This is a genomic window from Mucilaginibacter metallidurans (genome assembly GCF_003286435.2).
Taxonomy (GTDB): domain Bacteria; phylum Bacteroidota; class Bacteroidia; order Sphingobacteriales; family Sphingobacteriaceae; genus Mucilaginibacter; species Mucilaginibacter gossypii.
Genome location: NZ_CP043449.1, coordinates 3653775 through 3677427, shown reverse-complemented (window position 1 = coordinate 3677427; position 23653 = coordinate 3653775). Strand labels below are relative to the sequence as shown.

Annotated in this window: 20 protein-coding genes; 13 read left to right on the top strand and 7 right to left on the bottom strand. The window is 41.3% G+C overall.

Translation table 11 applies throughout. The features are described 5' to 3' along the window. Positions 1-56 precede the first annotated feature (56 nt). Together DIU38_RS15580 and DIU38_RS15575 are read left to right on the top strand one after the other, a co-directional pair. Positions 57-428, top strand: a complete 372-nt coding sequence (locus tag DIU38_RS15580; RefSeq protein WP_112651806.1) for a DMT family protein — start codon at positions 57-59, stop codon at positions 426-428. Between the two features lie 167 nt (positions 429-595). Beyond that, positions 596-994 carry a GNAT family N-acetyltransferase gene (locus tag DIU38_RS15575; RefSeq protein WP_112651808.1) on the top strand — a complete coding sequence of 133 codons (399 nt, stop codon included), beginning with the start codon at positions 596-598 and terminating at the stop codon, positions 992-994. 48 nt (positions 995-1042) lie between these two features. Here DIU38_RS15575 and DIU38_RS15570 read toward each other — a convergent pair whose 3' ends face one another. Next, entirely contained in the window at positions 1043-1864 is an 822-nt protein-coding gene (locus DIU38_RS15570; RefSeq protein ID WP_167516195.1) for an N-acetylmuramoyl-L-alanine amidase family protein, read from the bottom strand. A 223-nt stretch (positions 1865-2087) separates the two neighbouring features. Here DIU38_RS15570 and DIU38_RS15565 point away from each other — a divergent pair, with 223 nt between their 5' ends. The 3 genes from DIU38_RS15565 to DIU38_RS15555 all read left to right on the top strand — a co-directional run bounded on the left by DIU38_RS15565 (position 2088) and on the right by DIU38_RS15555 (position 4294). Next, the gene (locus DIU38_RS15565; protein WP_208057799.1) at positions 2088-2909 is read left to right on the top strand and encodes an alpha/beta fold hydrolase; all 822 of its coding nucleotides are present in this window, start codon (positions 2088-2090) and stop codon (positions 2907-2909) included. 417 nt (positions 2910-3326) lie between these two features. Next, the gene (locus DIU38_RS15560) at positions 3327-3548 is read left to right on the top strand and encodes a YdeI/OmpD-associated family protein (protein ID WP_112651812.1); all 222 of its coding nucleotides are present in this window, start codon (positions 3327-3329) and stop codon (positions 3546-3548) included. 170 nt (positions 3549-3718) lie between these two features. Next, positions 3719-4294 carry a YceI family protein gene (locus DIU38_RS15555; RefSeq protein ID WP_090523809.1) on the top strand — a complete coding sequence of 192 codons (576 nt, stop codon included), beginning with the start codon at positions 3719-3721 and terminating at the stop codon, positions 4292-4294. A gap of 468 nt (positions 4295-4762) precedes the next feature. On the opposite strand, the gene DIU38_RS15550 is transcribed toward DIU38_RS15555, so the two are convergent. After that, on the bottom strand, positions 4763-5161 hold the full coding sequence (locus tag DIU38_RS15550) for a hypothetical protein (protein WP_129568859.1): 399 nt from the start codon (positions 5159-5161) through the stop codon (positions 4763-4765). A gap of 238 nt (positions 5162-5399) precedes the next feature. Here DIU38_RS15550 and DIU38_RS15545 point away from each other — a divergent pair, with 238 nt between their 5' ends. Both DIU38_RS15545 and DIU38_RS15540 read left to right on the top strand, forming a co-directional pair. Continuing rightward, on the top strand, positions 5400-6650 hold the full coding sequence (locus DIU38_RS15545) for a DUF2130 domain-containing protein (RefSeq protein ID WP_167516194.1): 1251 nt from the start codon (positions 5400-5402) through the stop codon (positions 6648-6650). 389 nt (positions 6651-7039) lie between these two features. Next, positions 7040-10024, top strand: a complete 2985-nt coding sequence (locus DIU38_RS15540; RefSeq protein WP_112651816.1) for a lantibiotic dehydratase — start codon at positions 7040-7042, stop codon at positions 10022-10024. A 1-nt stretch (position 10025) separates the two neighbouring features. Here DIU38_RS15540 and DIU38_RS15535 read toward each other — a convergent pair whose 3' ends face one another. Together DIU38_RS15535 and DIU38_RS15530 are read right to left on the bottom strand one after the other, a co-directional pair. Further along, positions 10026-10763, bottom strand: a complete 738-nt coding sequence (locus DIU38_RS15535; protein ID WP_090523820.1) for a LytR/AlgR family response regulator transcription factor — start codon at positions 10761-10763, stop codon at positions 10026-10028. Next, complete coding sequence (locus DIU38_RS15530) at positions 10750-11769, bottom strand: sensor histidine kinase (RefSeq protein ID WP_112651818.1); 1020 nt, start codon at positions 11767-11769, stop codon at positions 10750-10752. Before DIU38_RS15530 ends, DIU38_RS15535 begins: the two co-directional genes overlap by 14 nt. 695 nt (positions 11770-12464) lie before the next feature. Between DIU38_RS15530 and DIU38_RS15525 the strand changes: the two genes are divergently transcribed. Continuing rightward, positions 12465-15578: a lantibiotic dehydratase gene (locus DIU38_RS15525; protein ID WP_112651820.1), complete on the top strand. Its 3114-nt coding sequence runs from the start codon at positions 12465-12467 to the stop codon at positions 15576-15578. Between the two features lie 210 nt (positions 15579-15788). Then, a complete protein-coding gene (locus tag DIU38_RS15520) occupies positions 15789-16691 on the top strand; it encodes a metallophosphoesterase family protein (protein WP_112651822.1) in 903 nt (300 codons plus the stop codon). Positions 16692-16751: 60 nt separating this feature from the next. On the opposite strand, the gene DIU38_RS15515 is transcribed toward DIU38_RS15520, so the two are convergent. Beyond that, on the bottom strand, positions 16752-19787 hold the full coding sequence (locus DIU38_RS15515) for a glycosyltransferase family 117 protein (protein ID WP_112651824.1): 3036 nt from the start codon (positions 19785-19787) through the stop codon (positions 16752-16754). Between the two features lie 197 nt (positions 19788-19984). On the opposite strand from DIU38_RS15515, the gene DIU38_RS15510 reads away from it, so the two are divergent. The 3 genes from DIU38_RS15510 to DIU38_RS15500 all read left to right on the top strand — a co-directional run bounded on the left by DIU38_RS15510 (position 19985) and on the right by DIU38_RS15500 (position 21548). Then, positions 19985-20770, top strand: a complete 786-nt coding sequence (locus DIU38_RS15510) for a mechanosensitive ion channel family protein (protein WP_112651826.1) — start codon at positions 19985-19987, stop codon at positions 20768-20770. Positions 20771-20781: 11 nt separating this feature from the next. Then, a complete protein-coding gene (locus DIU38_RS15505) occupies positions 20782-21285 on the top strand; it encodes an inorganic diphosphatase (RefSeq protein WP_112651828.1) in 504 nt (167 codons plus the stop codon). A gap of 80 nt (positions 21286-21365) precedes the next feature. Next, positions 21366-21548: a hypothetical protein gene (locus DIU38_RS15500; RefSeq protein ID WP_112651829.1), complete on the top strand. Its 183-nt coding sequence runs from the start codon at positions 21366-21368 to the stop codon at positions 21546-21548. Positions 21549-21628: 80 nt separating this feature from the next. Here DIU38_RS15500 and DIU38_RS15495 read toward each other — a convergent pair whose 3' ends face one another. Further along, entirely contained in the window at positions 21629-22030 is a 402-nt protein-coding gene (locus tag DIU38_RS15495) for a winged helix-turn-helix transcriptional regulator (protein WP_090523849.1), read from the bottom strand. Positions 22031-22122: 92 nt separating this feature from the next. Between DIU38_RS15495 and DIU38_RS15490 the strand changes: the two genes are divergently transcribed. After that, on the top strand, positions 22123-22482 hold the full coding sequence (locus DIU38_RS15490) for a DoxX family protein (RefSeq protein ID WP_112651830.1): 360 nt from the start codon (positions 22123-22125) through the stop codon (positions 22480-22482). Between the two features lie 126 nt (positions 22483-22608). Here the strand turns inward: DIU38_RS15490 and DIU38_RS15485 are convergent, their stop codons facing one another. Beyond that, entirely contained in the window at positions 22609-23484 is an 876-nt protein-coding gene (locus DIU38_RS15485) for a glycoside hydrolase family 25 protein (RefSeq protein ID WP_112651831.1), read from the bottom strand. Positions 23485-23653 lie beyond the last annotated feature (169 nt).

Genomic DNA, 23653 nt, shown 5'->3' with positions numbered 1-23653 from the left:
CAGCCGCTGGTGTTATCAATCTCAATTTATTGATATTTACACAAAAAATTGTATTGATGAAAGGCTTGCGCACTGTTACATTTCTGTTTATATCCAACACCTTTATGACATTTGCCTGGTATGGGCACCTTAAGTTTAAAGAGTACGAATGGAGCAAAAACCTAAGCTTAATAGCCATTATACTTATAAGCTGGGGCTTGGCATTTTTTGAATACCTGTTCCAGGTACCTGCTAACGAAGGAGGCTTTAAGGAAAACGGCGGCCCTTTTACCCTGGTTGAATTAAAAACTATTCAGGAAGCCATTACCCTCACGGTATTTATGATATTCACCACCCTGCTTTTCAAAAATGAAAAACTGGGCTGGAACCATTTGGTAGGTTTCGGGCTAATTGTGCTGGCGGTATTTGTTATTTTTAAAAAATGGTAATTAACTAACACTTAGGTAAAGCGGTCTGAATGATACGCTGTAAAACTTGCTGCCCGCTTCCCGGTTTCATATTTGCTGGACTACCTGCTTTCTTAATCCTGGCTTATTGGGATAATGCGGATGCTGTTTACATTTGATTAAAAGCTTGTAAACAACTCAATAACAATATGAAAATAACTTATAAAACCGGTACAATACCATCCGCCCGGCAAGTGATAGAACTTTACGATGCAGCGGGGTTGAACCGCCCAACCCATGACGAGCAGCGGATTGCCAGGATGTACCAAAACTCAAACCTTGTGGTTAGTGCCTGGGATGGTGATAAACTGGTAGGCATATCTCGCGCGCTGACCGATTTTTGTTACAGCTGCTATCTTTCAGACCTGGCGGTTACTAAGGCTTATCAAAAAGAAGGAATAGGCAAAAGGCTGATTGAACTAACTAAAGAAGCTATTGGCGATGAAACTATGCTTTTATTGCTTTCGGCCGCAACAGCTATGGAGTATTATCCTAAAATAGGTATGGAAACTGTTCATAATGGCTTTATCATCCACAGGGTAAAATAAAATAAGGGCAGCCGGGACATAAGTGTTGCCTCCTGCCCTCATTTATTTTTAGTTGCCCTCCAAATTATTACGGTATTGCTTTAGCGCTGTTAGGATTGATCGTACAATTTCGTTTTGTCCCCTGGCCGAGTTCAGGTATGCTTCATCAGATGGATTATTGATAAACCCGGTTTCAACCAGTACTGCGGGCATACCGCTTTGTGCTAATACCAAAACACCCTGTTCCTTTACACCCAAACTATGCCTTCCATTGGTTTTGCGGAACTGGTTATCAACCAAATCGCCAAACTGGATGCTTTGCTTGCGGTATTTTTGCTGAAACGCGTTAAGTACAATAGTGTTTACCGCAGCGTCATCGCCATAGCCATTATATTTTTCTTTGTAATCCTTCTCTATAAATATCGAAGCATTTTCGCGCAAAGCTTCACGCTGCTCCTGGCTGCGATGAAAGCCATAAACAAGCAGCAAGGTCCCCCGCGATGATCCTTTTCGCTGGGGCGATGAATTACAATGAATGGAAATGAACAGGTTGCCGTGATTGTCGTTAGCGATATCGGTGCGTTGGTGCAACTCAATAAAAACATCGGTACTGCGGGTCATTACTACTTTAATGCCGCTCATTTCATCATTTATAGCATCCCTTAACTTTTTGGCGATACTTAAAGAAACGTTTTTTTCCTTTGAATAAGCTCCGTGCGATCCCGGATCTTTGCCTCCGTGTCCGGCATCGATAATAACCGTTTTAAATTTGAAACGATTGGGGCTTGCTGTTGCAGACTGTTGCCCGAAACACCTGGCGGTGAACACCACGCATAGTAAGGGAAAAAGCGAAATAAATATTTTATATTTTTTAGGAAAGGAAGCAGGCATGAACATATATGTATACAGGTTTATAAATATTCATTCTATAACAAATAATTATAGGTATGATATTGTTTTAACCGTATGGTTTAAAAAGCGCATTTGTTAAAGTGCGCAAATATAATACATGTTTGATTTACAGCACTATCTAAAAAATAATAGCCTGGGTCCGTAACAGAAGTTTAAACTTTGCATTATGTATGTATATTTAATGACTTAAACAGGTGTGATCATGATGTTAAAAAAGCTGTTGTTAATTGTATTGGTATGTCAGGCATTTTTGGCCTGCAGTCAGCAAAAAGGCGTAGTTTATGGCGATGATGCCGTTGCCGGTAAATATTATGATATTAGGGGAATAAAGTTGTATGCCGAAGTTTATGGTAAAGGCAAACCCCTGCTGATGATACATGGCAACAGTAGCAGCATCAATGCTTTTAAAAAAAATATACCTTATTTTGCAAAGAAGTACAAGGTAATAGCTGTTGACAGCCGTGCACATGGCAAGTCCACCGATCCGCGCGATTCACTTACGTTTGAAATGATGGCCGATGATTTTGCCGCTTTGCTCGATGTAATGCATATCGATTCGGCTTATGTGATAGGATGGAGCGACGGCGGCATTAACGCCCTTGTAATGGCTATGCGCCATCCCCAAAAGGTAATAAAACTCGCATCGACCGGTGCCAACCTCTGGCCCGATTCTACAGCCCTTATACCTTCCTTATGGAAGGATATGGAAAAAGAATATGCCGCCAAAAAGGATTATCATTTTATCACCGCCAAAGAAAAGAACGATAGGAAGGTGTTTATGCTTGATTATAAAGAACCCCATATTAAACTGTCGGCATTGAAAGCTATTAAATGCCCGTCGCTGATTATTGCCGGCGACCATGACCTCATAGTAACAACGCACACTGTTCAGATAGCCGAGAATATTCCGAACGCGTATTTATGGATCCTGCCCAACTCGGGTCATGGCACATTGGTTGAACATACCGATGAGTTTAATAAAAAAGTGGATGATTTTTTTGAGCAACCGTTTCACCGGCGTTAAGGGATATAAAAGGGGGATGTAATTGGTTATGAGGTCTTAAAAAAAGATGGCCCGGTTATTACGCCGGGCTATCTCACATAATTACTTTAATTTAGTAAAATCTCAATTATTGTTAGGTAACAATTTTATTTGCCTTAGGTTTTATAAAATTTGCGTTACATAGGCTTTTTGTGCAAAAAAAGCTATAATAATTACAGCCTGCTGCCGTTTTCACAATAACTCAACCGTAAGCTAACCTGCAGCTTTACTGTTTAAGTAAAGTAATATGGAATCAAAAAACCAAAGGCTGCTTATCGACACGCTCTTAGCCATCTCATTTCTTTTAATAGTTTTACTTGCCGTAATTATGGTTTTTCAGCCCGGTGTTTATGCCAATTAATATTATCTTTATCGGCAAGTAAACCCAGATGAAAAACCATGCTTAAACCCGGCGAACATATTGAAGGTACACCTACCGAACTGCAGGCCCTGCTTGACAACGATGCAGAAGCCCGTGCGTTTTTTGAAAGCCTGTCCAAATCATATAAACAAGGTTATTGTGATTGGGTAGGTTCGGCTAAGCAGGAGGCTACCCGTAAAGTAAGGGCCGATAAGGCATTGATCATGCTCCGTAACAAACAAAAAACCTTAAAAAACTAAGTATAAATCTCCCCGGAAATAGTTTACTTTTCTTGTAAGTTCTACTAAAATGGTAGTATATTGTCATCCGATTTCAATAAAAACATGTTTAAACATTTATTTTATTTGAAGTCCGGATCATTTACATACTTTTGAGCCATAAATCAAAAACAAAAAAAGAAATTAAAACAATGAAAAAGATTTTTATCCTGTTAGCAGCAGCATTCACCTACACGGCGGCATCAGCACAAACTACCTGGACTGTAGACAAAGCTCACTCAAACGTTAAATTTACAGTAACCCACTTAATGGTATCTGATGTTGATGGTATTTTTAAAAACTATGATGCAACCATCACTGCCGCTAAACCTGATTTCAGCGACGCTAAATTTCAGATCAGCATACAAACAGCCTCAGTAACTACAGATAATGATCAGCGCGATAAACACATCACAAGCCCTGATTTTTTTGATGTTGCTACTTACCCAACTATTACTTTTACCAGCACCGGTATCACCAAAACATCTGATAAGCACTACAAACTTACCGGTAACTTAACTTTACACGGTGTAACCAAACCGGCTTCATTTGATTTATGGTACCGTGGTACTATCCAAAACCCAATGAGCAAAGCTGATGATGCAGGTTTCCAGTTAACCGGTACCATCAAACGTTCTGATTTTAACTTCGGTTCAAAATTTGGCAACGCTATGGTGAGCGACGAAGTTGCTATTAAAGCAAATGGTGAGTTTGGCAAAGCCAAATAATTGCAAAATATATTAACAGGAACGGCGCGGATAACCCGCGCCGTTTTCTTGTTTTATGATACAGGCAGTGGAAGATCTATGCTTGGGAAGGCAGATACTGCATTTTTAATCCCTGCTTTTTTTGATAGCGGATTATTAAGGTGCAAATGCTAATTATTGAAATAAGGGCCGCGCTTGCTATGACATGTGTAAAGGATACTTTAAACTCCGGATTGATAAGCGTTTCGGTTATGTCAGGAATGATGATGGCGATGAGGGGCAAGCAGGAGAATAGCCTCAGGAAACCAAGTTTTTTCATAAAAGTGATAATAGTATTTAGCGCAACTAATGCGCTGTAAATATGCCACTATGTTTCTTTTTATAAAATACCCGTTACACGGTATTTTTACAACCTGAATTGGTAATTGCTGAGCAACTGCTTAGCTTTGAAAGAAGCGCGGGTAAAAAGAGGGAGAAAAGAAGATCCGCTTAGGCCTTGCGGGAAAGCAATTGTTTAAGGGTATTAAACCACAATTGATTTTTAGCTCCAAAAAGGGTATGATCAACAATAAGATATAAGGTGATAAGCTCTTCTTTTAGCCTGTAGCGTAATCTTAACGGCTGCCAGAATAAACCATTGTTCCGTACCATCGAACGCTTGTAAAGCTCGTCAAAACCTAAATATAACTGCTCAAGGCTATCAAGCGGGATATGTTCATAACTATCGCCGTCAAGTACAAGGCTTTTAGGGGTAAGTATAATTTCGCCGTTATAATGGTGTGGTGGCGGGGTAAATGCAAATAATGCTCCTCCGTCATTTGCCAACCCTAATGTGGCCAGGTCATAATCGTGACTCCACATTACCTTTCCAATTCTCAATATCTGCATGTTATAAACTTCGGTATTTTAAACGGCATTTACAACAGATTGTTATCATTGTAGTTTCATTTTGTTACAATAATGTTAATACCCCTTATGGGTTACCATATCATGTGCTAAACAGTAAAATCCCTATCTTTGATTTACAGGAAATATTTTCCTTTTATTAAGTAATTGAATAATATCAATAATCAAGTTATTAGCTTAAAGCTTTGTGCATTCAGCTCTCAGCTTTTATATAAATAATATGGCTACAGAAGTTAAGTGCCCAAGTTGTGGTTTCGGTTTTCCGATAGAGGAGGTAATGGCCGAGGAGTATAAAAAAGAGCTCAGGGTTAAAATGATGGATTATACCCGTCAAAAAGAAGAAGAATACCGCAAAAAGGATGAGGAGTTTTTAAATAAGGAGCGCCAGCAGCAGGCAGCCTTTGAACAAAGGCTTAACAACGAAAAAAAGCAATTACAGCAAACGCTTGAAGACAACCTGCGTAAAACCATAAGCCAGGATTTTGAGAACCAGCTTGTACTGCTCAAAAATTCAGCCGCTGAAACTGAGGAAAAACTAAAACTATCACGCCAGAAAGAGCTGGAATTTTTGCAGCGCGAGAAACAACTGCGCCAAAAGGAAGAGGAAATGGAGCTTGCCGTACAGCGCAAGCTGCAGGAGCAGCGGAACGAACTTACCGATCAGATCCGCAAGCAGGAAGCAGAACGCCACAGCATAAAAGATACCGAATACCAGCTAAAGGTAAAAGAGCTTGAAAAACAGCTTGACGACCAGAAGAAACTGGCCGATGAAATGAAGCGCAAAGCCGAGCAGGGTTCTATGCAGCTGCAGGGCGAAGCCCAGGAGTTGATACTGGAAGAGTTATTACGCAATTATTTCCCGTTCGATATCATAAGCGAAGTAGGTAAGGGCGTACGCGGTGCCGACTGCGTACAAACCGTGCGTAACCAGTTTGGCCAGGAGTGCGGCCGCATTATTTATGAAAGCAAGCGTACCAATGCTTTTTCGGCAGATTGGATCGAGAAGCTTAAAAAAGATATGCGCAGCATGGGGGTTGATGTAGCCGTTATTGTAACCCAATGCTACCCAAAAGGCATGGATTGTTTTGGCGAGCGTGACGGGGTTTGGATTTGTAGTTTTGATGAGGTGAAGGCAGTATCCTACATTTTAAGGGATGGGGTGATGAAATTATCAAACCTGGCCAAATCACAGGATAATAAAGGTGATAAAATGCACCTGTTGTATGATTACCTTACCAGCAGCGAGTTTTCGGAGCAATGGAAGGCTATTCGTGAAGGATATATGAGCATGCGCCAATCCATTCAGCGGGAACGCGATGCCATGGAAAAACTTTGGAAAGCCCGCGAAAAGCAATTGGATAAAGTGCTGCTAAGTGCCGCTCACATCCGCGGCAGTATTGAAGGGATTGCGGGGAGTGATACTATTCAGCTTAACCTTACCGATGATGAGGATGCGTTGCTGTTGGAGTAATTAATGTAGTTTCAGTCGGTCCATATACTACCGCAAACGTCGCCGCTTGTGGTTATCATGCAGTGTCATGCGGATTGCTTGCAAATTGATAACCTGAACCTCGGCTATAAGTGAAGGCCTGGAATCAAATGTTCTTAATTACCGAAGGATGATATTTTGTGAGTTTTTGCCGCCCTATTTTGGATAGTGCACCTGCATGGCAATTATTTTGATCGCCTTGTCAGTATATCAATTTTTGCGCTAAATACAAAGGCATGAAGCAGGGCGATATTAACTCAATTAATCATATTATAAACAAAGAAATAGACAACACTCATAACAAACCTGCCAATAAAATAGCTTTTACTTAAATTAGCTGTTTACATACTGAACCTTGCCTGTACATCCAAATGAAAGTTAATTTTATTAACGGTTTAATTTTACGCTCGGCTGCTTTGTCGTACAGGCAAAAGCTTGATAAAAAAAACTTGCTTACATTATGGGATAACAGGCTAATCAAGGAAAGTATTTACATAGCAAGTAAATCGCTTTATAATGAACTGGATGCTTTTTTTGCAAACGGGCAGCAAACGAAAGCTAAAGAAGCTCAATTACTATCAAGTTTTTATAAATATATGGCCCGTATGGCAAACCGGGCTACGCCGTTTGGGCTGTTTGCGGGTTGTTCATCGGTTTACTGGGGGGCTGCAAATAAAGTAAAACTTACGACAAAGTTCAGCAGACATGTAGTGCCCGATGCTGTGGTGAGTTTTTCGCTTGCCAAACAAATTGAAAATGCCAATCAAATATCTGCAGGATATAAGCTCAATAATACCCTTTATAAAGTGGGGGACGATTTACGATTTATTACTTATCAAATTATTGATAGCCAAAGGGTTTACCAGGTGAGTGCGATTGCCTGCAATGAGGTACTTGATGATGTAGTTGCTGTTGTTGGTGATAAAATATGGAATAAACAACAACTGCTCGAAAAATTCCCGGACTTTGAGCCTGATGATTTCATTGTGTTTATTAATGGCCTTATTGAAGGGCAATTGCTAAAACCGGCATTTGAACCGGTAATAGGGTACGATTTTCCGGTATTTTTGCAAAAGACTGATGATCCGGAATTAAGCGATACCATTAATGAATTGATCGATTTGCTTAATAAAGTTAATAATGGAGATGCTGAAAGCTCAAACTGGTTTTCGTTATATACTGCTATTGAACAAATTACTAATCACATAACCGGCAGGGAACTCAAAGACCAGGTGCATGTAACCAGGTTTAACGAGCTGGAAAGCCGGGAGCTTGGTCAATCATTGCAATGGAAAATAACTAAGGCGATCGCATTGCTTAATAATGTGAGTGCTGTGGCTCCCAATAAAAGGATTGAGCAGTTTAAAGGCAGGTTCGGGAAAAGGTATGAGGAGCAGAGCGTACCGCTCCTGGAGGCATTTGACACCGATACGGGAATTGAATACGGGCAATGGTATGAGCATGAAACCCTTTTTACAGAAGGGCTGTATACCGGAAGCGAAGGGGGGCCTTCATGGGTGGATTATACAGAGATAGATTTTAAAATGCTTAATCTGTTAAACCGCGCCAAAATTGAAAAACAGTATAAAGTTGTTATACCCGATAATTTTGCCAGGGAACGTAGCCCGGATCATTTGCCATTTTCCATGTCGGCGGTTTTTCAGCTTTTTGAAAACGATATGGTATACCTGGAGAGAGTTACCGGGCCCGGCGCTTTAAGCATGATAGCACGGTTTGCAGTTGGGGATGACGAAATTTATAAAACAGGTTTAGAGATAGCGGCAAAGGAGATCGCCAACTGCCCGGATGCCATGTTTGCCGAAGTGATCCATATGCCCGAAGAACGGATCTTAAACGTCATGATGCACCCGCCTTTCTGGCCTCATGAACTGGCTTATATTGATGATGCTAAAGGAAGTTCAGTTTTGAGGCTTGACGATATCTACATAAAGCTTGAGCAAGGCGTTTTTAAATTGTTTTCAAAAAAACATCAGCGGGAAGTAGTTCCGCGCTTAAGCAGTGCTTATAATTATAACAGGTCGCAGCACCCCATTTACACCTTTTTGTGCGATATCCAGCATCAGCGGGGCAATAGCAGCTTAAGTTTTAACTGGGGTGCGCTCTCAACAGATTTTGTGTTTTTTCCACGCGTTGAAACCAGTTTTGGCGTTATCCTGCACCGCGCCACCTGGAAGTTTACGCCCGCTATTTTGGGTGAACTTTGCAAGGCCGAAAAATTCATGGATAAATTCGGCGATTTGTTTAACAGCTTTAGGAATGAGTGGTTACTGCCCGATAAATTTTATATAATAAAGGGCGATAATGAATTACTGATTGATACTGAAAATGAGATTAGTATACAGGTACTTGCAAAGGAAATAGCAAAGCAGGACCCGGTTTTGATTTTATCTGAGTGTATTCACCTTCAGCATGAGGCTATTGTACGAGATGTGGATGGAGATCCTTACATGCACCAGTTTGTTGCACCCTTCCATTTCGACAGGCCTTTGAAGCCCCCATATTTCCAATATATTGAAAATACGCTTCAGCGTAATTTTTTTCCCGGCAGCGAGTGGTTATTTATCAAGCTATATCTCAGCAGTAATATCGCCAACGAGGTGCTGTTAAAATTGGATGAACTGTTAAATTATTCGGGTACTGTTAAAATAAAACAATGGTTTTTTATCCGGTACCATGACCCGGATAATCACATTCGGGTTAGGATTAATTTGCTTAAGGACGGTGATTTTCAGGATGTTTACCTGGCTGTGCGCGAGGTGTTGTCGCCATTTTTGACAAGCGGTCAGCTTCATGTTGTACAACTTGATACCTACGTGCGCGAACTGGAACGTTACGGGCAACAAATTGAACAGGCTGAGGGCCTTTTTTGCATTGAAACTTCGTTTTGCTGCAGCGTATTCAGGCTGCTTGAAAGCAACCGCTATGATACGGAAGACTGGCTCCTGATTTTTTGGCTGATCAAAGATTACCTAAACCTGATGAGCCCGGACCTGAACGATCAATTGCGATTTGTTGAAAGGCAGCAGGCTTATTTTTTTGCCGAGTTTGATGATAAGGCGGTTAAAATACAGATTGATCAGTTATATAGAAAATATCATGGCAGCCTGAATAACCTGCTTTTAGCATACAATGACCTGCTTCGGCAAAAAAGAATGCAGGTAGAATTACTGCTGCAAAACTACACTATTGATTGGAATGCGAAGTTTTTGAGCAGCGTGATCCACATGGCAGTTAACCGCTATTTTAGCAGCCGGCAGCGCCTGCATGAGTGCATCCTGTACGGGATGCTCTTAAAGTTCCTTAAATCGGAAAAGGCCCGTAAAGGGAAAGTATAGCTTACTTGAACATCTTATTATTGAGCAGTGCGAAAAAGCTGTCGCGGTAAGTAACCCCTATCGGGATCTTTTCTTTGATCTTATCAAAGATCACCATGTTGCCATCAATGGCCTTAATACGTTTTAAAGCAATAATGTACGATTTATGGGTCCGCGCAAAATTTTCCTGGGGCAGGGTATCAACCAAGGTTTTCATGCTCACCAATGAGATATGCCGTTCATTTTCTGTAAAAACCGAACAGTAATTTTTAAGCCCTTCTATATAAATGATATCCTCAAAGTTGATACGTACAATTTTACCGTGATCGGTTTTTAGGTAAAATGAGTCGGGCTTTGGCTGCAGGTCAATTACCGGCGCTGGCTTATTAGATGAAAGCAATATTAGCTTGTCAAGGGCTTTTTGTGAAGCCTGTAAAAACCTGTCGAAAGCGAAGGGCTTAAGCAGGTAATCGAGCACATTGTTTTCAAATCCCGCCAGCGCAAATTCACTAAAAGCCGATGTTATGATGATCTCCGTGCTTTTCGGTAGCATTTTAATCAGGTCGATACCCGAAAGCTCAGGCATGTTTATATCAAGAAAAATGAGGTCAGTTGCCGATCCTTTTAAATATAATAGTGCTTCAATAGGATTGGTAAACGTTTCGGTAAGGTTAATAAAAGGCACTTTTGATATAAAATCGCTTAAAATATCAATGGCATAAGGCTCGTCCTCAACTATAATACAGTTAATTACTTTCATGATACTTTAAAGGCATGGTAAGTTTGCATTCATAGCTGTTGTGCGTTTCATCCACCAATAATTCATATCCGTCCCGGCCATATTCATCGGTTAATCTTTCGCGAATATAATTTAATCCTATCCCGTTCGACTGTATTTTGTTAACGCTGTTATTGTTTTTATAATTAAGCGAATAAAAATGAAGGATCCCATCTTTAACAGCAATGCTCAACACAGCCTCCTTCGTGCTTTGATTGAAAATGCCGTGCTTAAACATGTTTTCGATGAGGGTAATTAAAACCAATGATACTACCTTATACGGAATAACACCGCTTTCGATATTTATCTTCATAAAAAAAGCTTTGCTGCGGTCTTCATGAATTTTTATGAAGTCTTTGATATAGGCAAGCTCACTTTCAAGGCTGCTAAACCCGTCCTCATTTTTGGTTAATGCATACCGCATAATGTTTGAAAGTGTAATGATTGACTGCCCTACTTCCGGGAGTTTCTTATAAGTTTCAGCATATAAAAAGCCGAGTGTATTAAATACAAAGTGCGGATTGATCTGTGATTTTATTACATTTAGTTCGGCTTGAAGGGCTTTCTTTGCCAGTGTTGCTACTTCTCTCTCTTTTTGTAAAACCTCTCTAAAAACTGAGTAAGCTAAACCCATCATCACAAAATAAATTGAACGCATTATAAGAGCAGTTATCCGTACTTTGTTGATATCATCGCTGAATTTGATATGGTCAAGGATCATATCTACAAATATTTTAAATATCATAGATATTGCTACAATAACAGAAACGGCACAAAACATCAATAAAAATAGTAGTACGGGGTTTTTTATACGCTTTTTTAATGAGCTAAAGCAACTACTGGTTGCATAAAATACGCTGGTATTTACAGTAAATGCTAATAGTGTACCTAAAACATTTACACCAACGCCAAAAAAGCCTATGATTGATTCGTAAAGCATATAGCCGAACCAAAACAGCAAATGCTGCATTATTATTTTTAGCTTCATTATATATTGTGCAACTTGATATTGTTAATTGTTGATATTCAGGTTAGTTAAAGAGCTTATTGTCAAATCTTCTTAAATCTCCAAAGCATTGCGAGATCACAATCATAGTATTGTGTATGTCATTGATCAGCGTTTCAAATTCGTAAAGAAGAGACGAAAAAAGTGTTAAAGAACTTAATACTCAAGCCTGCTAAAAAAATAATTACTCCCTCATAAAAAATATAAATAATCTCCCAAAACAAGCTCTGAGATATTGTTTTGGGACTCTCCTTATTCGCTGTAAGGGCCTCTCGTTATTTTTTTTGTCACTCTTAAATACGGTTTTGGTCATTCATAAACAGGCATTGGTACTAAATTTTTCTCGAGTAAAAGCCTGTTAACCACATTTATCCTATCACGGATAAATAACTAATAATTCATAACCATTTAAAAGTTTAAAATTATGAAAAATCATGACAAAGCTTCTTTACCAAAAATCCAAATTAAACAAGTACAGGTTTTAAATCGCATAATTTCAAAATCTACATTAAAAACAATGCAGGGTATTTGCTTACTGGTACTACTACTGTTGATACAACGACTACTACCACAGGCACGGCGTTTTAACTGAGAAGTATCAACCTGTTTAAATACCGGTGATTGTAGTAAAGGATTAATGCCTAAATAAAGCGGCCATCATCAGAGCTAACCACTATATGAAAACAGCCAAATTATCCGAGCTATATAAATTTTCATCAGGCCTGATGTTCAGGTTTCCTGCATTTGATTGCGTGGAAGCAATTGATAAAGAAACTATCAGGGCATTCACAAAAGATGAATTGTTTATGCAGGCGCTTTGGCTTACCTCTAAAGATTTGTATGAAGCGGTTTTGCATATAGATGATATTACAGATGCGAAAAAACTGGAGAAGCTTGAAATAACCTTAGCCAAATTTATTAACAGGAGCGCCACCGGCACCAATCCGTCAGGGTTATTTGCAGGTTGCGCTCCTGTTACCTGGGGGGATGCCACCGATTTACAGCTTGGTAATGCTTACCAGCATGTAAGGCTTAATGTTGCCACAGCGGTTAATTTGAACGGCCAAATTTTAAATAACCGTGTCATACGGTCATTGTTAAGTTACAGGGTAAATAAAACACTGTATACCTTAAACGGGGCCTACCGTAAAATTGACCGGCAAACTGTAAACTGTGGTAAATACAAAGCGTCGTCGGTAAAGATATCTGATGATCTGCAGGCGGTTATCGGGTTTTGTGAAAACGCCAGGACATACAATTCGATATGTTTATTTATAACGCAAACACTTGGCAAAACTCCGGAAAGTGCCGCTGCTTTTTTGGACCAATTGATTAAAAACCAGGTTTTGTGGAGTGAACTTGAACCGTGTATTGAGAGCGGAAAATACCTTGACCAGGCCATTGGCATTTTTACCCGGTTGGCATACCAAAGTGCACAGGCACAAAACTATTTATCAAAACTGAAAACCGTTAAGCAGGTGCTGACCGGCACCGATAATGTAATTACAAAAAATAATAAGGTTGCTATGATTTTGAAAGATTTGCCAGGTGATGCCTCACAGGGGACATTACTGCAGGTTGATTATTTTAGGCAGGCAGATTCGGCTACGCTTGATAAAGCTTATGCTGATAAATTGCTCGATGCCATTGATCTGCTTAACCGGATCACACCCAGGCACCAAAGCAGAAACCTGGAAACGTTTATAAAACGCTTCCGCGACCGCTATCATGAGCGGGAGATTTTGCTAACAGAAGCGCTTGATCCTGAAAAAGGTATCGGCTATGCCATAAACTGTTATACAGAACTATCTGGCTTTGAAGCTGATAAGGAAGATCTGCAATATACCAGTGCTGTGAAGTGGCTTATCGGGCAAATTGTTAATAACCCCGGGCAGGAAATTATTCATTTGCAAAAGTCACAGTTTGACAACGTTAAGGCTTACGATGATGAGTTGCCCCCAAGTTTTTCGGTAATGTTCCGAATTTCGGGCCATGATGAGCCCTTGCTGTACCTTGAACATTGCGGGTGGCCGGCCGGTACCTCCATGTTTGGCCGTTTGGCTAATGCCGAGCGGAATTTTGGCCAGATCCTTGATGAAATAGCCGAAACAGAAACCCGTATTTATGAGCCGGCTATAGTTGCCGAAATTGTACACACGCCTGATGACTACCTGGGGAGCTTTACCTCCGCACCATATCGGGATTACCAGTTTCAAACGCCGGTAAGCACTGGTGACCAGGAAGTTAATATAACAGATCTGCTTGTATCTGTTAAAGGAAATAATGTTGTGCTGCGTTCGGCCAATTTAGGCAAACGGATTATCCCCCGCTTAAATACAGCATATAATTACGGAATGACAGCCTTACCTGTGTACCGGTTCCTGGCCGATCTGCAATGCCAGGATTCAAAATACGAGCTTGGGTTTAATCTTGATATATTACCTAAACTTGGGGTAACGAAAACGCCGAGGGTAGTTTATGAAGGCGTAATATTAGCCTTAAAAACCTGGTACATGACCAATGCTGATTTGCAGCAGCTGTTAAAAGAACTGGCCGTTGATTACAACGAAGCATGGGCGAAGTTTGTTAAATACTGGGATTTACCCGAGGCTTTTGTTTTTACTGATATTGATAGTGAATTGGTTGTACATACCAACAGCAGGCTTGAGGTTGCTGCATGGCTTTCGTCATGCAAGAAAAAGAATGAAATTATTTTAAAGGAATACATTGGCAAACGCGATAATATCATGCTTAAAAAGAAGGATGAAAAGCTTATAGGTAACCAGTTTGTGGCTGTTTTAAAGCGGGACGAGAAAGTATCCGGCAAGTATACCAGTATGGGGCCGCTTAGCACAAACGTGGCCAAACGCCAGTTTTTCCCGGGTGATGAATGGCTGTATGTAAAACTATATTGCGGCATAAAAACTGCCGAACATGTGATAGGCAATGAGCTGATACAGCTAAGCAAAAAGCTTTACCATGAAGACTTGATTGATCAGTGGTTTTATGTACGTTATGCTGACCCTGAACCTCATATTCGTTTTAGGATCCATCTGGCTTCTGTATTTGCATTGGGGAGGGTAATTCAAAATATTAATAATTGCTTTTCGGCCTTAATTAAATCAAAGCAGATCTGGAAGGTGCAGTTTGATACCTACGAGCGCGAATTGGAACGTTACGGAGAAGCATCGATTGAGCTTGTTGAGCAGTTGTTTTTTAATGATAGCCTTGCAATAGCCAGTCTTATATCAAGAGCGGATGTGACAGAAAACTTTGAAGAGCTGAGGTGGCTCTGGGGACTGTTATCAATTGACAGGCTGTTGAATGATTTTGATTTTCAGATCGAACAAAAGAGCGAGCTTATGGAGCTGCTTGTAGCCTCATCATATCCGGACGTTAATTATGATAACCTGCTTTCAAAGCAACTGACTTTTAAATACAGGCATTACCGCAACAAGATTGAGGACCTTTTTGTGGAAGGTGCCGCGGTTGCAGGCAACGACCTGCTCAGGTACCGGAGTTTAAACAACAGACCGGCAGCTTTATTGCTTGCCGAACTTATTTCATCCGGAACGGTGCCGCAGGATTTGAACCTGCTTGTGATCAGCCTTATTCAAATGAGTATGAACCGCTTGTTTAAGACCAGCCAGCAGGCTCACGAACTGGGCGTGTACGATTTTCTGCTGCTTTATTATAAAGCAGTTTTGCAAAACAAAGGAACGGGTTACAACAATAAATACATTGCCGGGGTTGTAAATGATTACATGACAGGCAGGCCGTATCTTCAATAAATAATGGTTAAGTACCCTGAAATACTATTTTAACCTTCCCTACACAAATCTATTAAGCCTTCTGCTAACGCGGAAGGCTTTTTTGTTTTATACAGGTGTTTCGGTCGTTATTTTCTTAATAAAAGTTTAACAGAAATTCCCGCGGCCTACCAATATTATAAATGTATTTTTAAGCCCAAAATGCCTGAACCAGGAGGTAGCTTTTATATTATGGAAAGAAGATCAGCATTAAAAAATATAGGCGGCCTGCTTCTGGCGCCTTCATTAGCACTTGGCAATACAACACCAGCTGCAAAGCCATCATTACGGATAGCCCACATTACCGATGTGCACCTTAAGGATAAGTTTGATGCCCCTGCCAGGTTTACCAGGTGCCTCCATCACCTGCAGCAGCAAACGCCAAAGGTTGATATGGTATTAAATGGCGGCGACATTGTTTTTGATATGAACAAGGAAACCATCGGCACCATCAATGATCAATGGAAGCTGGTGCAAAACATCATGAAAAATGAATGTAGCCTGCCCGTTCATTATTGTTTGGGCAACCACGATATCTGGTGGTACGAAGACGACAAGGGCCAGGCCATCTACGGAAAAAAATACGCTTTGGATAAGTTACAGCTTGTAAAGCCCTACTACAGTATGGTTAAGAATGGCTGGAAGGTTATTGTGCTGGATAGTGTGCATTTAGATATTGATAATACCTGGTATATAGGTAAGCTGGGCGAGGAACAGCTTAACTGGCTCAACGATGAGCTGAAGGCTACAGATGCCTGTATGCCGGTAATGGTTATGTCGCACATACCGATATTGACGGCTTTACTGATGATAGAGGATGATATTGTAAACAAGTGGACAATGCTTGGCGGCGATATGCATACCGATACGGCTAAGATCATTAACCTGTTTTACCAGCACCCCAACGTAAAGCTCTGCGTAAGCGGGCACCTGCACATGCGCGATAAGGTGGTTTATAACAATGTTACTTACCTGTGTAACGGCGCCGTTTCCGGTGCCTGGTGGGAGGGGAACCGCCGGGAAACAGCCCCCGGCTATGGTTTGATAGACCTGTATGCAGATGGTACTTTTGAAGAAAAGTATGTGAATTATTAAGTATAAAAAGGGGCAGGCTAAATCAAATAGCCTGCCCCATAGCATATATATGTTGGTTGTTTAGAGCTGGAGAATACTTTTAAACTTTTCGGCATAATCATTAAGCTGGGCAACTAATTGCCCGCTTAGTTCTTTTTGATTGCCGTTATGAGTGATGGCAACCATGTTGTTCAGCAGTGACATACTGATCTGCACATCGCGCGGGCTTAACCGGCCTGTATCCTTTTGTAATTGATGGTAGTTATAATCAAGCTGATCGGTTAGGTAGCTATTAACACTTTTAATGAGTTTATTGCCCAGTTTGGCATAGTCCAGCTTATACGAGGTATCGGCCATTGTTATTTTGCCTTGTGCCGTCATAAAGTTAGGGTTGATGTCGGGCATTACATCCTCATATTTGTGCAGGGTATTAAGTGCCAGGTTACGATGGCCTTCTTTCAGTAACGCTGCCGACAGATCAGAAAAAGCAGACACCATTTGCGGAAAAAACATGGTTGTTGATTGCTGATCAAGGTATTTGGCTGTTTTGAAATTACCGAACTTAAACTTATCCATCATGTTGCTGTACATCACCAGGCTGTTGATCTTTGAAAGCTGATCTCTTAACGATGAATCAGTTTTGAAAGGCAGCAGGCGATAGGTAAAACCTTCCTGGTACAAATACGGCTGTAAACCAACCATGCTTGTTTGACCGATAGATGTAGTGAAGCAAATTGGCCGTTTCCAGTCGTTATGGGCAAGTATATCTATCATGGCAAGGTTTTCTTTGGTGATATAATTGGGAGGGAATTTCCATTTCATGGTATCCGTAAGTAAGCCTTTTTGCTCGGGCGTGATCACCTTATTTTTCATTACATCATCAGCATTAACTGCCAGCTTGAAGTTTTTGGTAGGCAAATAATTTTCGGTAGTGCCGTTGGTGTATTCAACATGGGTACGTTTATCATCCGATGTGATAAAATCAAAAATATCCTTTACATCAACATAGCCCGGTATTTTGGCATCATTATACCTGATCACATCACGGGTACCCAGTTTGTATTTATCAAAGCTCATGGTGATAGGCAGTGCATCGGCCTGGTTTATTTTACGCTGCATTTGCCTTACCGACCAGTCGGCGCTTAACAGGCTCAGGTTTACGATGCGTACATCAGGCCGAATGTTTTCTACCTCCTGGTCATACCATAGCGAGTAGGTGTCGTTATCACCCAGGTCAAATAAAATAGCATTTTTAGGGCAGGACATGAGGTAATTGTAAGCCATGTCATGCGCCGCCATTTTGGTTGAGCGGTCGTGGTTTTTCCATTCTTTACTTGCCAGCAAAACAGGGCCAGCAATTGTACAAATAATAAAAGCGCCAATAGTGGCAAACCTCGGGCTGATCTTTTTGGGCACCATGTCAATCAGCGCTATCAATCCTAAACCAATCCAAATGGCAAAGGCATAAAATGAGCCCACGTACGAGTAATCGCGTTCACGGGGCTGTACAGATGGCTGGTTAACATATAATACTATAGCCAACCCGGTGAAAAAGAACAGCAACGTTATTACCAGCGCGTCTTTCTTTCGCTTTTTGAAATGGTAGAGCATGCCTAACAAACCAACCACTAAAGGCAGTGCATAAAGCGGCGTATAGGTAACATTATTCAACACAAACTTAGGCGTATTGGAGGCGTTGTTGAACAAGCCTGATGTCCAGTTGCCACCAATACCGTTCATATTGGTTTGACCTTCCATATCGTCATCGTTATAGCGGCCAACAAAATTCCACATAAAATAACGCCAGTACATCTGGTACATTTGCCAGCTGAACATCCATCTTAAATTATCCGAAAAGGTAGGCGTAGCGTTATCGCTCAATTGCAGCCAGTTGCGGTAAAACTGGGCATCCTGGGCGTAGGTGGTATTCTCCTCTGTCGACCACATGCGGGGCAGAATGCTGGTGTGGTCATAAACATAATTGGGCTTATTATAGGCTACCTCGTATTTCGTCTTTCCTTTGCGGTAAAGCGGTGTACCATCGGTAACATCCGTTATTTTGGCATCGAAGTAAGGCCCCTTAAGCAATGGTGTTTCACCGTATTGGGTACGGTTAAGATATTCATACATCGTAAAGGCATCGCTGGGGTGTGAGTTGTTAAGGTTGGTGCCCGCCGATGCCCTGATCGGGATGTAAACAAAAGAGCTGTAACCAAAATAAACAAACACAACGCAAAGCAGGCTTATATTTAAAAGATGTTTCTGCTTGCGGATGCTGTACTGGATCCCGGCGATAAGCAAGCCGATGATCAGCAAGAAAAAGAACAATACGCCGCTGCCAAAACCAAGTCCAAGGCTGTTTACAAAAAACAGATCGAACCGGGCGGCGAGGCCAATGGTATACCCCCTGATGCCAAACTGAACGAAGGCCAGGATCAGGATGCTTATAGCGAATGCCAAAAGCCCGCTTTTAACACTGATGTTTTTATGCCTGCGGAAATAATAAACCATTACCAAAGCAGGTATGGTTAATAAATTAAGCAGGTGAATGCCGATAGAAAGGCCGATTACATAAGCTATAAAAACCAGCCACCTGTCGGCACGTGGTTCATCGGCAACGGCATCCCACTTTAAAATAGCCCAAAATACTACTGCGGTACATAATGACGACCATGCAAAAACGATGGTTTCAACTGCCGAAAACCAAAAGGTGTCGGTAAAGGTAAATGCAAGGGCGCCGGTTAGCCCGGCACCCATTATTTGTAAGGTTTGGGTTGTATTAACAGGAGTATTTTTTATAGCAAGCAGTTTTTTGGCAAGGGCGGTTATGCCCCAGAATAAAAACATAATGGTAGCCCCGCTGGCCAATGCCGAAGCCAGGTTGGTAAAGTAGGCAACTTTTGTCCTGTCGCCCATCGAAAGCAGCGAGAAGGCCTTACCTATCATGGCAAAAAGAGGGTAGCCCGGTTGGTGCGATACCTGCAGTTTGTAGGCGCAGGAAATAAATTCGCCACAGTCCCAAAAACTTACGGAGGGCTCTAAAGTAAGGATGTAAGTTACGGATGCAAGGGTAAAACAAAGCCAGGCCAAAAGGTTGTTGATCTTATTGTAGCTCATGATAAAGTGTAAAAGTTTTTTTCAAGTAGTTAATACCAAATTAGGGCTTAAAATTGGTAACGTATTGAAATTTAACACTTTTAACATTTGTTAACACTTGGAGGGTTGAAGTGTTAAATGGTTGTTAAAACAAACCCTTCCCCCAAATATGCGTTAAGCATAGGTGGTTTTTATGCGGAAGCTAAACGATTTGTTTTATGAAGATTGAAAAGTTTTATGAACAGGTATACATTTGGGTGATCCGTTATGCACCCAGTTTTTTGATTGGGCTGGTAGTTTTGTTTATAGGCCTTTGGCTGATTAATATGTTGTTGAAATGGTGGCAGGGCCATATGCAAAAAAAGGAAATAGATCCTACTATTAAACCCTTTTTGCAGAGCCTTGTAGGCGTTGTATTGCGTGTGTTGCTCATTTTAGGAGTTGTGCAGATCATGGGTGTGCCCATTACTTTGTTCACTGCACTTGTTGGCGCTTTTGGTGTAGCAGCCGGTTTAGCGCTTTCAGGTACTTTGCAAAATTTTGCAAGCGGTGTGTTGATACTGCTGCTCAAGCCCTTTGTTGTGGGCGATAATATCATAGCTCAAGGCCTTGAAGGAACGGTTATCGCTATCCAGATCTTTTATACTATTGTTAAAACCTTTGATAACCGGATAGTTATTATGCCTAACAGTAAGCTCTCAAACGAAGTTATTATTAACATCAGCAGGGAAGGCACCCGCAGGCTTGATATCGAGCTGAAGTTTACCAATAATATTGATTTTAATGAGGTGAAGTCGGTCATTAACTCTTCTATCGATAAATCAAAAAATATATTGGAAACTCCGGACAGGAGGATAGGTATTGCCGGTTTAGATCCTGATGGTTATAGGGTAGGGGTTAATGTTTGGGTTCATGCCCATGGCTTCCAGGATACCAAACTGGCCGTACAGGAAAACATTTTGCAGGACTTAAAAGCTTCCGGGGTTAAAATACCAGGTTTATAAAATATGTACGCATGGATAATTTAGAAAATAAGATCACGGTGATTGTTGAAACGCCTAAAGGCTGCGGCCATAAGTATGATTATGATGCCATCACCAATCAGTTCAGGCTTAAAAAACTACTGCCGGCCGGTATGGTTTTTCCTTTTGATTTTGGTTTTATACCCGATACAGTTGGGGGCGACGGCGATCCCTTGGATGTGCTGATCATATCTGAGATCAGTACTTTTCCGGGCTGTGTGATAGATTGCCGGCTGATAGGAGCTTTTAAGGTAGAACAAGCCGGTCCGGATGGGAAACGCTACCGGAACGACAGGTTGCTGGCAGTGCCGGCAGTATCAAAAATTTTTACCGGTTTGCATGATGCCGCGCAACTGCCGCACAGCCTTACCGACCAGATAGAGGCTTTTTTTACAAACTACAACCGCCTCGAATCTAAAGAATTTAATTTGATGGAACGCCTCGGTGCAGAGGGAGCTATGGGACTTCTTAATAATGCAACTACCGGTAATGGATAGTGGAGGCTAATTTTATAAAACCCAATTACTGTTTGCTTGTAGTAAATATATAAACATTGTTGAATTTAAATATAGCTACTATGAAAGGTCAGCAGCATTTTAAGAATAACACCGATGCACAGGGCAAACCAACTGCCGATCGTGCTTTTACGAACCACAATGATGCCCAGAAGCAAAAAGGCATCAGTAATGCGGGCGGGCAGCGATCCGATCAAACATCAAGCCGGGATAGCGCCCATCACCCCGAGAAGAAAAAAGCGTGATGTTATTATTTATAAAAGCGCTTTTGCTTACCAGGCAAAGGCGCTTTGTGCTTCTAAATTCTGAAGAGCTATTTACTACATTATAATGAAACTGCCATTGTTTTTTTGGCATCGGCTTCAGCCCGGCTCATTTGTTTAATATGTTCACGATGGTTCATGCCCCATTCGCGCAATTCTGAAACAACCTTACCAAGCGTATCGGCATATTCGGTACGTTCATAAATTACAGTTACCGGTGTGGTATCATAAACCGTCCGTTTAACAAAGCCATTTAGTTCAAGCTCCCTTAACTCTTTCGAAAGTATTTTAGGCGTGATGCTTTCCAGGTCGCGCTGAAGTTCCTTAAACCGTTTAGGGCCGGTCATCAGGCTTACCAGCATCGGCAGCTTCCATTTACCGTTTACTACATAAAGCGTATCGCGTACTGCGGTTACAGAAGCTTTGCAGGTCTCTTTATTGTGAATGATTTGTTCGTTGTTCATACTTGCTATCCTTAACGATACCGGTATCCTTTAGGATAGTAGTATCTTTTTAATAGCAAAGGTAGTTAAGTTTGCGGCAAATAATTCATTAAATGAAAGCAACTAAAATTTTTTACTGGATACTAACCGCTATTGTAGCATTGATGATGGCTTTTTCGTGCTATTCATACTTAGCTAAACCCGAAATGGCTGCAGCCTTTCATCATTTAGGCTTCCCTGATTATTTTAGGGTTGAACTGGCAATAGCAAAGCTTATCGGTGCAATATTACTATTGGTACCAGTGCCTGCCAGGTTAAAAGAATGGACTTATGCGGGATTTACTTTTGTATTTGTTTCGGCATTTATAGCGCATACCGCATCCGGCGATCCGGTAGCAAACCGTGTGATGCCGCTGGTGTTTCTGGCGATTTTGGGAGGATCGTATTTTTTTTACTATAAAAAGCAGCAGTAATGTGAGGGATGTTCCCACCACGTCATTATAAGGTACGAAGCAATCCCCATGAAGTAGAGCGGCTATGCAAGTCTCCCTGTAGAGTCGGGGATTGCTTCGTTCCTCGCAATGACGTTAGATACAATCCTACGGTACCAGCAATTTCTCAAACTCTGTACTATCGCCCTTAAACACATTAAAATCCACAACATGGTTAATGCCGTTAACATGGGCCTTATCCGAGTGTTGCCAAAACTTCCAGTTAGTTTTGTTTGATACCAGCAATTTAGGTTGATAATAATGGGCTATCCAAAGGGTATAGCCATCAAAATAGCCTTCCAAATAATCCTGGTAAAACTTCAGATTGGTATAAATGATGGGCTTGATCCCTGTGCGCGATTCTATTGTTTTGATAAAACTCTCCAGCTGCTCGCGCATCTTTTCAGGACTGGTACGATACAACCTTTCTATATCCACCACCATGGGCAGGTCGCCTTTTTCGGTTTTTACCGTTTGAAGGAAAAACTTAGCTTGCCATACACCACTTTTTTGCGGAAGAAAAAAATGATAAGCGCCGCACATGATGCCTGCCTTTGGCGCTTCGCGCCAGTTGCGCTGAAAATATGGGTCAACGCTTAACACACCTTCGGTAGCTTTGATAAATGCAAAGCTGATGTGGACATCACCTTCGCGCATGGCTTTTACCTGTTTCCAGTTTATACGGCCCTGGTATGAGGACACATCAATGCCATATACGGTATAGCCATCGGGGATATGGATGGCAAAATCCTTGTACTTACGATAATGGGTATCCTCCCCCGCATCCATGATCCACCGCCAGGTGGCGCTGCCAAATTTTAAAATATAGCCATAATAAAAAGGCGAAAGCAGGATAAGCAGCAAAGCGCCTATAGCCACTATCCACTGTGTGGAGAAATTGGCCTGCTGTTTTGCTTTAACTACCGGCTTTTTACGGGCAGGAGCTTTCTTTCTTACAGGTGTTTTCTTTTCAGGAGCAGGCACGGGGTAAAATTACGAAACGAACCGAGATTTGGGGGGATTTTTCGGATTCATCAGATTTTCTTAACTCATTTTGATTTTAGATCGATAACCTGCCGGGACAGCATGCAAATCAAAATCCCTTAAATCTGGAAAATCTACCCAAATCCCGGTTCAGGTTTGACATTGTGCT

Bases quoted from the DNA above. Each gene is read 5' to 3' on its own strand.
- DIU38_RS15550 (WP_129568859.1), bottom strand. From the start codon at position 5,161: ATGCAGATATTGAGAATTGGAAAGGTAATGTGGAGTCACGATTATGAC.
- DIU38_RS15515 (WP_112651824.1), bottom strand. From the start codon at position 19,787: ATGAGCTACAATAAGATCAACAACCTTTTGGCCTGGCTTTGTTTTACC.
- DIU38_RS15565 (WP_208057799.1), top strand. From the start codon at position 2,088: ATGATGTTAAAAAAGCTGTTGTTAATTGTATTGGTATGTCAGGCATTT.
- DIU38_RS15575 (WP_112651808.1), top strand. From the start codon at position 596: ATGAAAATAACTTATAAAACCGGTACAATACCATCCGCCCGGCAAGTG.
- DIU38_RS15580 (WP_112651806.1), top strand. From the start codon at position 57: ATGAAAGGCTTGCGCACTGTTACATTTCTGTTTATATCCAACACCTTT.
- DIU38_RS15540 (WP_112651816.1), top strand. From the start codon at position 7,040: ATGAAAGTTAATTTTATTAACGGTTTAATTTTACGCTCGGCTGCTTTG.
- DIU38_RS15525 (WP_112651820.1), top strand. From the start codon at position 12,465: ATGAAAACAGCCAAATTATCCGAGCTATATAAATTTTCATCAGGCCTG.
- DIU38_RS15505 (WP_112651828.1), top strand. From the start codon at position 20,782: ATGGATAATTTAGAAAATAAGATCACGGTGATTGTTGAAACGCCTAAA.
- DIU38_RS15545 (WP_167516194.1), top strand. From the start codon at position 5,400: ATGGCTACAGAAGTTAAGTGCCCAAGTTGTGGTTTCGGTTTTCCGATA.
- DIU38_RS15555 (WP_090523809.1), top strand. From the start codon at position 3,719: ATGAAAAAGATTTTTATCCTGTTAGCAGCAGCATTCACCTACACGGCG.
- DIU38_RS15560 (WP_112651812.1), top strand. From the start codon at position 3,327: ATGCTTAAACCCGGCGAACATATTGAAGGTACACCTACCGAACTGCAG.
- DIU38_RS15535 (WP_090523820.1), bottom strand. From the start codon at position 10,763: ATGAAAGTAATTAACTGTATTATAGTTGAGGACGAGCCTTATGCCATT.
- DIU38_RS15490 (WP_112651830.1), top strand. From the start codon at position 22,123: ATGAAAGCAACTAAAATTTTTTACTGGATACTAACCGCTATTGTAGCA.
- DIU38_RS15500 (WP_112651829.1), top strand. From the start codon at position 21,366: ATGAAAGGTCAGCAGCATTTTAAGAATAACACCGATGCACAGGGCAAA.
- DIU38_RS15510 (WP_112651826.1), top strand. From the start codon at position 19,985: ATGAAGATTGAAAAGTTTTATGAACAGGTATACATTTGGGTGATCCGT.
- DIU38_RS15520 (WP_112651822.1), top strand. From the start codon at position 15,789: ATGGAAAGAAGATCAGCATTAAAAAATATAGGCGGCCTGCTTCTGGCG.
- DIU38_RS15530 (WP_112651818.1), bottom strand. From the start codon at position 11,769: ATGAAGCTAAAAATAATAATGCAGCATTTGCTGTTTTGGTTCGGCTAT.
- DIU38_RS15570 (WP_167516195.1), bottom strand. From the start codon at position 1,864: ATGCCTGCTTCCTTTCCTAAAAAATATAAAATATTTATTTCGCTTTTT.
- DIU38_RS15495 (WP_090523849.1), bottom strand. From the start codon at position 22,030: ATGAACAACGAACAAATCATTCACAATAAAGAGACCTGCAAAGCTTCT.